At 71.5% G+C, this 8,909-nt stretch carries 11 protein-coding genes; 6 read left to right on the top strand and 5 right to left on the bottom strand.

The window, feature by feature from the left end; all coding sequences use genetic code 11:
• Nucleotides 1-347 (bottom strand): ricin-type beta-trefoil lectin domain protein (locus tag ABD369_RS39450; RefSeq protein WP_344641470.1); only part of this gene is annotated, 347 nt, incomplete at its 3' end.
• Nucleotides 348-660: 313 nt separating this feature from the next.
• On the opposite strand from ABD369_RS39450, the gene ABD369_RS39445 reads away from it, so the two are divergent.
• From ABD369_RS39445 to ABD369_RS39420, 6 genes are all read left to right on the top strand, one after another.
• Nucleotides 661-804, top strand: coding sequence for a 3-oxoacyl-[acyl-carrier-protein] synthase III C-terminal domain-containing protein (locus tag ABD369_RS39445; protein WP_344641469.1), 144 nt, complete (start codon nucleotides 661-663; stop codon nucleotides 802-804).
• A 596-nt stretch (nucleotides 805-1,400) separates the two neighbouring features.
• A complete protein-coding gene (locus ABD369_RS39440; protein ID WP_344641468.1) occupies nucleotides 1,401-2,642 on the top strand; it encodes a hypothetical protein in 1,242 nt (413 codons plus the stop codon).
• Nucleotides 2,639-3,280: a DciA family protein gene (locus ABD369_RS39435; RefSeq protein ID WP_344641467.1), complete on the top strand. Its 642-nt coding sequence runs from the start codon at nucleotides 2,639-2,641 to the stop codon at nucleotides 3,278-3,280. Before ABD369_RS39440 ends, ABD369_RS39435 begins: the two co-directional genes overlap by 4 nt.
• Entirely contained in the window at nucleotides 3,277-4,110 is an 834-nt protein-coding gene (locus tag ABD369_RS39430) for a DciA family protein (protein ID WP_344641466.1), read from the top strand. Before ABD369_RS39435 ends, ABD369_RS39430 begins: the two co-directional genes overlap by 4 nt.
• Complete coding sequence (locus ABD369_RS39425) at nucleotides 4,107-4,517, top strand: hypothetical protein (RefSeq protein ID WP_344641465.1); 411 nt, start codon at nucleotides 4,107-4,109, stop codon at nucleotides 4,515-4,517. Before ABD369_RS39430 ends, ABD369_RS39425 begins: the two co-directional genes overlap by 4 nt.
• The gene (locus tag ABD369_RS39420) at nucleotides 4,514-4,786 is read left to right on the top strand and encodes a hypothetical protein (RefSeq protein WP_344641464.1); all 273 of its coding nucleotides are present in this window, start codon (nucleotides 4,514-4,516) and stop codon (nucleotides 4,784-4,786) included. Before ABD369_RS39425 ends, ABD369_RS39420 begins: the two co-directional genes overlap by 4 nt.
• 443 nt (nucleotides 4,787-5,229) lie before the next feature.
• Here the strand turns inward: ABD369_RS39420 and hemC are convergent, their stop codons facing one another.
• The 4 genes from hemC to ABD369_RS39400 form a co-directional block, all read right to left on the bottom strand.
• Complete coding sequence (gene hemC, locus ABD369_RS39415; protein ID WP_344641463.1) at nucleotides 5,230-6,165, bottom strand: hydroxymethylbilane synthase; 936 nt, start codon at nucleotides 6,163-6,165, stop codon at nucleotides 5,230-5,232.
• Between the two features lie 17 nt (nucleotides 6,166-6,182).
• On the bottom strand, nucleotides 6,183-6,758 hold the full coding sequence (locus tag ABD369_RS39410; RefSeq protein WP_344641462.1) for an O-methyltransferase: 576 nt from the start codon (nucleotides 6,756-6,758) through the stop codon (nucleotides 6,183-6,185).
• A complete protein-coding gene (locus tag ABD369_RS39405) occupies nucleotides 6,751-7,686 on the bottom strand; it encodes a hypothetical protein (RefSeq protein ID WP_344641461.1) in 936 nt (311 codons plus the stop codon). Before ABD369_RS39405 ends, ABD369_RS39410 begins: the two co-directional genes overlap by 8 nt.
• Nucleotides 7,687-8,622: 936 nt before the next feature.
• Nucleotides 8,623-8,790: a hypothetical protein gene (locus tag ABD369_RS39400; RefSeq protein WP_344641460.1), complete on the bottom strand. Its 168-nt coding sequence runs from the start codon at nucleotides 8,788-8,790 to the stop codon at nucleotides 8,623-8,625.
• Nucleotides 8,791-8,909: the final 119 nt, after the last annotated feature.

Here is an 8,909-nt window from a genome sequence, read left to right as displayed (position 1 = left end):
TCGATGACGAAGTCCTGATTGCCGAAGCCGGGGCTCTGGCACTGCCAGATCTTGGCGTGGTCCCCGTTGTTGCGAGAACCACCCACGTCCAGGCACATCTGTCGGCCGGTTCCGATGGTGTCCCTGACCTTGATCTGGCCCCTGTCGATGACGAAGTCCTGATTGCCGAAGCCGGGGCTCTGGCACTGCCAGATCTTGGCGTGGTCCCCGTTGTTGCGAGAACCACCCACGTCCAGGCACATGGTGTTGGTGGCCGCGCGGGGCGCGGCAACAGCAGCCGCGGGCGCTGCCAAGGCGATCAGGCCGGCGGCCGCCAGGGCAGCGAGCGTGGTAGTGGAACGGGACATGATGTACCTCCGCAAGTGCACCGACGGGTGTCGGCTCTCGGTGGGGTGGCCGGACGTGGGCAGGGCCCGCCGGAAGGTGCAGTCCCCATACCTACCTGGTATAGACAAGGCTCGCAGCGGGCAGCAGCGACACGCCCGGGTACGAATCACATTCATCCCACGGGGCGACATATGGTTTGAAACCCAATCACCACCTGGGCAGGAGACCGGAGCGCGACGGCTGAGCGACCCTTCACGGGTGCCATGGCGCTCAGCCGCCCTTGACTGCGTTCTTCTCGTGTAACGGGCGCAGGCCCCAGCCCGCACCGGCAACATGGGCGCCGCCACCCTCCCCCTCCAACTCGCTCACGCCCACGAGCAGGGCCGACTGCGCCCAGGCACGCGCGTGGCGCTTTTCGGCCTCGCAAGCGGCGCCAGCGCCGACATCATGCTGATCCAGTGGCGAGCACGAGCCTGAACCCGCCACCACCGAGAACGTCCTGAAGGACGTCTGATCCACCGCGCACCATGGCAGACGGCGTCGACCACCCGGTGGCGACCGGCGCCTTCGTCACAGTCGCACCGGCCTTCGCAGCCCCGCACTGGCGACAAGCGCCACCAGCCGCGGACCTTCGTCGAACACCACCGCCTCGGTGTCGGCGCCGCAGAGACCATGGCGCAGCTGACGGGCTGCACCGGGGTGCCGTCACTGTTGGCGTCGCGCAGGCCGATGCCGCTGGCGGTCCCATTGATCGCTCCGCACACCCTGATTCCCTCTGCTGCCTGGCCAGTCCGCGCCCGCTCAATCCGGGTGGCGTGTCAGTCACACCGCCACACCGCCAGTTTGACGTGACACAAATCACTCCCCCGGGCTACGCCCGTTTCATCACTACTTCATGTTGTTCGACTGCATATGCCGGTCTCGCGGCATCCGGGGCATCTACGTGGTGCCCGATGAACGCAGGCACCACCGCAGCTACCGCCATCGCTCCCGGCCAGCAGCCCGCCCCACCCAAAGAGTCGTCCAGGTCGACCTCGTGCCAAGTGGCGTGGGAGCCGCAGGAACAGCAGACAGTGTCGGGTACGGCAGGCCGGATCGCGTTGGACGTCTACAGCTGGCGGCAGGCCTCGCAATGGGTACACGGTGCCGGCTTCTACGTCCCGACGCACGGCCCGAAGTTCGGCGAGACGACGCTGCGTCTGGTCGAGGTGCTGTCGGAGCTCACTCCGTGCCGGCCGACCATCACGTTCCTGATGCGGAAGCTGAAATGCAGCAAGCGGACCGTGCAGTACCACCTGGAGATCCTGCGGGCGACCGGCCTGCTGGCCTGGCGCTCGATCGGCACCCGGCTGCCGATGATGCCCGGTCAGAAGCGGGTCACCTGCCTCGCGTCGGAGTACGAGCGCCTCATCCCCCTTTCTTATGACCGAGCGCTCGGGATCCGGACCGCAGGCGAGGGCGTGGAGCGGCGGATGACCGGCATCTCGGAGGAGGGCCGGGGCCTGATCGCGAAACTCGGGAAGAAGGCCGCCCGGAAACTCCGCCGCACCCGCCGCACCGTCCGTCACAGCCGTATCCGACAGTCCGTCAGCACGTCGCGTTGCACCCCAATGGAGGGTGGTACCACTACTGACCTTGGCTCTCCCTCTGTGGGTGATTCAAAAACTACGGGCACGGCCCGTGAGACCACGTCCAGCACCAGGAAGAAGCGCGCTGCGCAGTCGACCGGGGAGCGGCGCCGCACGGTGCTCGGGCAGGTCGTCACGGCAGCCATGATGGCTGCCAGCGACCAGCTCGCCCGGGTCGCGTATCGGCGGGTGCCGTGGGTGCGCCAAGCCTCGCACGACCAGCTGCGGTGGGTCCTCAACGACCTGGCCGACCGGGGCTGGTCCGAGGACCGGGTCATGTCCTGGCTGGGCGAGATCGCAGGCCAGTACGGGTGCGCCGGGGTGCTGTGGCGCCCTGAGCGGCCGCACTCCCTGATCGCGCACGCCCTGCGCCAGGACGTCGAGCAGGAGCAGCACGACCAGGCGGTGGCCGAGCGAGCCGCCGTGCGGGTCGACGACACCTCCGTGGTCGCCGTCCGGGAGCTGGCCGCTGAGCTGGAGTTCATGGCCGACCTGTTCGGCGCGGCCGCCACCACCGCGCCCGCGACCAGGCAGGACCTGCTCGAAGCCGCCTACCTGCCCGCGGTCGCGCTCGCCCAGATGGAAGCCGCCGGCGACCAGGCCTTCGAGCGTTTCGGCGCCGATCTGGTCGCCCAGTACGCCCACCTCGCCGCCAACCCCAACGTCCAGCTCGGAGTGACCCGATGACCGACGACTCCCGAATCGAGCTCTGGCGGGCCTTCCCCTGGTGGACTCAAGCCGCCACCCCCGCGCTGGCCGCCCACACCGTGCCGGTCTACGACCCGCAGACCGGCGAGCTGCTGGTGCTGTGCGACACCAGGGCCTACCTGCTCCAGACCAGGCTGCTCACCACGTCCCTGCTGGCCAAGCTCAACCGCTTCACCGGCGCTCCCCAGGTCACCGCGCTGCGCCTGGTGGTCGCCTCGACCAGCGTCGTCGTCACCGAGCCGGCCGGCTGGGCCGACGAGCAGCTGGTCGAGGACGTGCTGCTGGAGACCTGGCACGACCTGGTCCAGGACCGCGGCCCGCTCCACCTGCTGGCCGTCCGCCACCTCGAGGCCACCGGCGAGGTCGGCGACCTAGCCCGCCGCTGGGCCAAGGCCAACGACCAGCCAACCGAACCGGTGAACCGCGACCGTCGGTGCGGCTGCCTCGACCCCCGCCCCGACCACAGCCACCCGCCGCTCACCGACGAGGACCTGGCCGACCGGCTCATCACGGACGCCGACCTGGTCCTCGCCTTCATCGACAACCGGGCCCTGGACGAGCAGATCGCCGACGCCGCCGAGCACGCCCGCATCCCCGTCAGGAGGTTCACCGCATGACCAGCACCACCCAGGAGCCCGGCGGCGCCGACCTGGCCCGCACCGCGCTGCGCGCCGCCCGCCGAACCGCACGCCTCAACGGCAACGCCCCCGCGAAGAAGACCGTCCCGACCCGCCAGCAGATCGCCCGCGCCGGCCGGGACACCCGCGACCCTTCCACCCTGGCCTCCGTCGTGCCCACCATGGCCGCCGCCCAGGGTTGGGCGCTCGGCACCGCCCAGGGCACCATGCGCAACAACTGGGCCCAGCTCGTCGGCGCGGAGGAAGCCACCCACTGGTTCCCGGCCGGCTTCAACGCCGACACCCGCACCCTGCGCATCACGTGCGACTCCCCGGCCTGGGCCACCAAGCTGCGCCTGGAGCAGCACCAGCTCCTCACCAAGCTCAACCAGGCCCGGCCCGACACCGTCCGCGCCATCGAGATCCGGGTCGGCGCCACCACCGCCAGCCCGGCACCCGACCTGGAACCGACCCCCGCCCCGGCCCAGCAGCGCCCGGCCCTGGCCCCCATCCCGGCCGCACGCCCGCTCGCCGACAGCCCGGCCTACCAGCAGCTCCGCCAGCAGATGCGCGACCAGGCCCAGGCCCGTCAGGCAGCGCTCGACGAAGAAGCCGCCGCCCGGGAGGAGATCCTGCGCCAGCACTACAACCGCCTGCGCGAACCCGAGGAAGCCCACCGCCCCTGCGTCGAAGACGAGGAGGCCCTGGCCCGAACCACCCGGGCCCGCGAAGCCCTCGCCCGCCACCACGCCGCTCTCGCCGTCGCCCGCGGCCACGCCGTCCCGCTGCGCACCGCCCGCCCGCCGGTGACCCTCAGCGGTGCCGCGTGACCAGGACCGTCCCAACCAGCGCCCGCCGACCGCTACCGTCGAACCTGCGGCCCGCCACCACGGCGGCCGCCACCACCGAGGAGGACCAGGTGACCACCCAGCCCGACCACCAGGACACGGCCGTTCCCAGGCCGACCACCCTGCACGAGCTGCGCACCGCGCTCTCCCGCTACGGCCTGCCCGGCGACCGCGAGGCCTTCGAGCAGGCCCTGGCCGCCGCCCTCGACTCCTCCCCAATCGGCGACCTCGGCGCCGTCGCCGAAGTCATCGCCACCTACCGCCACCGCCTGGTCCTACGCACCAGCCCCGAGGCCATGGCATCCCTCACCGCACCCATCGGCGGCCAGAAGTGGACCCCGGCCGCCGACGCCTTCGCCCGGCTCCGCGCCGCCGGCGGCGACCGGTGACAGACCAGCCCGAACAGCCGACCCCGCTGCACGTCTTCCTCTCCGACACCGCCGAAGCCGCCCTCGCCACGCTGCGCCCCGGCGAGCTGGACGCGGTCGAGAAGCTCGTCGAGCGCCTCGCCCTCTACCCGCGGCTCGGCATCCCGGTGCCCGGCGGCGCCGACCCCGAGGTCGACGACTACACCGCCCGCACCGACCCGGCCTCCGACTCCGGCGACCGCATCACGTCGTGTACAGATACCACCCTGGCATGTCCGCAATTTTCGTGACCTGGGTGATCGCCGGACCCTGACCAGGCATCAGCACAACCCGAGAAGATGGCCGGGCCCTCACGCTCGAGCCGTGAGGGGCCCGGCCATCAGCGTACGGCGACAAGGCTGTCTTCGAATCGGCGATGCGATCCCGCCGGGTTACCAGCACCCGGTCCGGCTGACACCGCTGCGGACCGGAGCGGCGTGAGGCCCCGGCCGCGCCCTCGGGATCTCCGCTTCGCCCGCTTCGGGGAAAACCGGGACAACTGCGGGGACCATCCCCGCGAGCGCGGGGAGCAGTCGACTCCGGGTGGAACCTCACCGACACCGGCTGGAACACCCTTGACAACAGCGTCTGGACCCTCCAAGACGCCAGTTGGGGCTGATCGGCTATGGCAGAGGCGGCGTGAACGCCCCGGGCCTTCTCGGCCCGGGGGCTTGCTGCCGTCTGGAGATGGCGGTCAGTGGGGGATCGCGGCGATCAGCTCGTGCGCGCCTTGCCGTTTGAGCGCGAGGGCCGTGGCGGTGCCGAGGTCTTCAGGGCTCAAAGAGCCGGCCCACTCGTGGGCGTCCAGGATTTGCTTGCCGTCCGGGGAGAAGACCCTGCCGCGCAGGGACAGGCGGCCGTCCGGCTCGGCCTTCGCGTACCCGGCGATCGGCGAGTTGCAGTGACCCTGGAGAACGTGGAGGAACATCCGCTCGGCGGTGGCCTCGCGCCAGGTGTCGTGATGACCGAGACCGGTTACGGCGTTGATGGTGGCGCTGTCGTCCTCGCGGCACTGCAGAGCGAGGATGCCCGCGCCGATCGGCGGACACATCCCGTCGAGCGACAGAACCTCACTGATCCGCTCCGTCTCCCCGATCCGCTCCAGGCCGGAGACGGCCAGCAGCAGCGCGTCGGCCTCGCCGACGTGGAGCTTGGCTAGGCGGCTGTTGGCGTTGCCGCGAATCGGCACGCACTTCAGGTGCGGATGGGAGGCGGCGAGCTGGGCAATCCTGCGCACCGAGGAGGTGCCGATCCGGCTGCCAGCCGGGAGCTTGTCCAGGGCGAGGCCGCCAGGGTGGACGAGCGCGTCGCGGATGTCGTCGCGCTCCAGGTAGGCGGCGAACACCGTTCCGGTGGGCAGCGGCCGGTCGGCGGGCACGTCCTTGAGGCAGTGCACCGCCAGGTCGGCCTCTCCGGCGAGCAGCGCGGCGTCGACCTCCTTGGTGAAGGCGCCCTTGCCGCCGAGGTGGGCGAGGTCGCCCATCCACCGGTCGCCGGAGGTGGTGACGGGCACCACCTCCGTGCGGATGCCCGGGTGCAGGGCGGCGAGTTCGGCGCGGACGCGCTCCACCTGGGCGAGCGCCATGGGGGAGGAGCGGGAGACGATGCGGATCAGCTCAGCAGCGGCCATGCGGTGATGATAGTCCGTCAGATTCTCGCGCCGACCAGCAGTCCGGATGCCCAGCGCATCGGCGTGGCACGGATCTTGGGCTGTTCGGGCATTCGGGTGAGGAAGCCGTTCACCCGCGGCTGGTGGTCGCCGGGCCAGGTAACCTGCGGGAGCAGGTCATCCACCACGTACAGGCCGCCGGGCTCCAGCAGGTCGAGCAGGTCGGGCAGGCGGTGGAACTTTCCGGGCCGGCAGTCCACGTAGGCGAGCGCGAACCGGGGGCCGTCATAGGCGTCCAGCCAGGCGTCCGCGTCAGCGGTCTCGAACGTCACCCGGTCGTCGGCGGCGAGGTGCCGGGCGGCGACCGTCTGCACTTTCGGGTCCGCTTCGACGGTCACGAGCCGGGAGCTGGCCGTCATGCCGTGCAGCAGCCAGGCCGCACCCGCGCCGACCCCGGTGCCAAGTTCCAGCATCCGCCCGCCCGGTTTGGAGGCGGCGAGGGTGGCCAGCAGCGAGCCGGTCCGCTCCTCGCACGACATGGCGAACCCGAGCTCGGCGGCATCCGCGAGGATCGGTGCCAGGGCGGCGGGCCGCTGCCAGGGGGTGTCATCCACGGCCGGCCCCCTCCAGGTGCTGGGCGACCTGCTCGGCCGCGAAGGACAGGATCACGTCGGCGCCGGCCCGCTTGAGCGCCGCGTGGTACTCCACCACGCCCTCCGGGCCTAGCTGTTGGAGCGCCGCCCACTCCCCGGACGTCGAGTACGCGACGATCGGCACCTGCTGGTCGGCTCGTAGGCGGACCAGCACGTCCATCGCCGTCATGACCGGCTGCAGCGTGAGCGAGTCCGCGCCCTCCGCCACCCAGCGGCGGGCCTGGACGAGAGCGTCGCGGTCCGCCCGGCCCGGCTCCAGCTGCAGACCGCGCCGGTGCCCAGCCCGCGGGTCGGTACCCATCAGCTGCTTGAACGGCCCGTACAGCACGGTGTGCAGGGCCAGGTTCGGGTTCACCCCGACATCGCGGTGGTTGGCCTCGTCCAGCCAGCTGCGTACAGCTCGTACCGAGCCGTCGAGCATCGCGGTCGGCGACACCACGTCGGCACCGGCCTGGGCGTGCTGCACCGCCATGGCGGCCATCAGCTCGTAGGTAGCGTCCAGGTCGATCCCGCCATCGTCGCGGCGCAGGACGCACTGCCCGTGGTCGGTCCACGAGCAGCCGCACACCTCGGTGGTCACCGCCATGTCGGGGGCGACAGCCTTGACCGCCTCGATTCCGGCCAGCATCCGGTTGCCGGCGGCCAGAGCGCCCGATGCGCGGTGGTCACGGTCGTGCCCGTACGCGAAGATCTTCACTCCCCGGATGCCCAGGTCCCGCCAGCGACGGACCGTACGAGCAACGCCGTACAGGCTGGTCGCCCCGGGAAGCTCCGGTCCGGCCGGGCCGTCGTCGGGCAGGACGAGCAGCGGAGCGGTCAGGTCCGCCGCCGTGATCGTCGGCCGGGCGTACAAGTCGCGCACGGCCCGGCGGGCGCGCAGAGGATTCACCCCGTCAGGTCCAGGGGCGGGCACAGGACGTTCGGTGGTTGTCGTCACGAAGCGAGTACATACCGACAACTGTCGGTAAGACAGGGCGCACAAGGCGCACACGCAGAGCGGGCGTCATCGGCCCGCGCGCCCCACTGGCGACGGAGGCACCGAGCCGCTGCCAATGGCGATCTCCCGGTAGCCGCTCGCGCACGCGACCATGACGACCGGCACGGGCGGCGGCCACGCCGAGAATCACGCGGGCCTCCGCGGGACCATCCCCGCGAGCGCGGGGCCGACGAGCGGCCTGGCTGCCGCAAGCTGTCGAGGCGAGGAAGATCCCCGCGGTCGCGGGGATGGTCCCGTCAAGGTGGTCTACACCGCCGGCCGGGGCAGGTCGGCCCCGCGCTCGCGGGGAGCTTCCCCCGCCCCGGCAGCCACACTCGTACGGCTCCAGGCGGGGGTCGTCGATGTGGACGGTGGCGATCCCGGGCGGGTACAGCTCCGGACGGGCCGTCAGGATCAGGTGCTGCAGCGGGCGCGCCGGGGTGGGCAGGCTGGCGGAGATGGTGTGAGCCAGGTCCCGGCCTCCGTAGCCGTCGCGGACCATGGTCGCCACCAGCACGGCGGTGCTCGCGTCCAGGGGCTCGAACTCGAGCGAGGGCAGCGCCAGGACCGCGTGCGCGGCGCCCTCGTCCTTGATTTCGGCCTCGACCAGGCACAGCACCGGGACCAGCAGGTGCTGGAAGGGGCTGCACAGGGCGGAGTCCACAATCCGGTGCAGGCGCTGGTGGCCGTCGGCCAGCGCGGCCAGGGCGCTGGAATCCAGGATGATCACGCGCTGCGCCTCGGGGCGACCTTGGCGCGCGCGTCGGCCGCGGCGATGTCGTAGACCCGCTGCAGCAGGTCCGGGCCCTGGTCCAGTTCGGTGTCGGTGAGGGTCATCCCGAAGTGCTCTCACAGCAGCCGGCGGCCCTCGGCGACGCGCTCGGCGATCTGCTCCGCGGTGGGCTGCTGCTCCACCAGCAGGGCTACCTGGGCGCCGATCGTGGTGCCGCGGGCCGCTGCGAGAGCGGCCAGGCGGTCACGCGTATCAGGGGAAACCTTGATCGTCGCATCAGCCATACCGCGATCGCACACCGCTGGTTGAGCTTCCCCCGGCGTGCGGGAGGTGCTGATCAGCTGGTCAGAAGGGGTTGGCGGGGTTTCAGGTTCACTTGTTCGGCCGTCGCGTGGTTGGCGTA

This window comes from Kitasatospora cystarginea (assembly GCF_039533515.1).
Lineage (GTDB): Bacteria > Actinomycetota > Actinomycetes > Streptomycetales > Streptomycetaceae > Kitasatospora > Kitasatospora cystarginea.
This window is presented reverse-complemented; position numbering and strand designations above follow the sequence as displayed.

Excerpts from the sequence above, each read along its gene's own strand:
- ABD369_RS39445 (WP_344641469.1), top strand. The coding sequence starts at position 661 with ATGGGCGCCGCCACCCTCCCCCTCCAACTCGCTCACGCCCACGAGCAG.
- ABD369_RS39435 (WP_344641467.1), top strand. The coding sequence starts at position 2,639 with ATGACCGACGACTCCCGAATCGAGCTCTGGCGGGCCTTCCCCTGGTGG.
- ABD369_RS39430 (WP_344641466.1), top strand. The coding sequence starts at position 3,277 with ATGACCAGCACCACCCAGGAGCCCGGCGGCGCCGACCTGGCCCGCACC.
- hemC (WP_344641463.1), bottom strand. The coding sequence starts at position 6,165 with ATGGCCGCTGCTGAGCTGATCCGCATCGTCTCCCGCTCCTCCCCCATG.
- ABD369_RS39400 (WP_344641460.1), bottom strand. The coding sequence starts at position 8,790 with ATGGCTGATGCGACGATCAAGGTTTCCCCTGATACGCGTGACCGCCTG.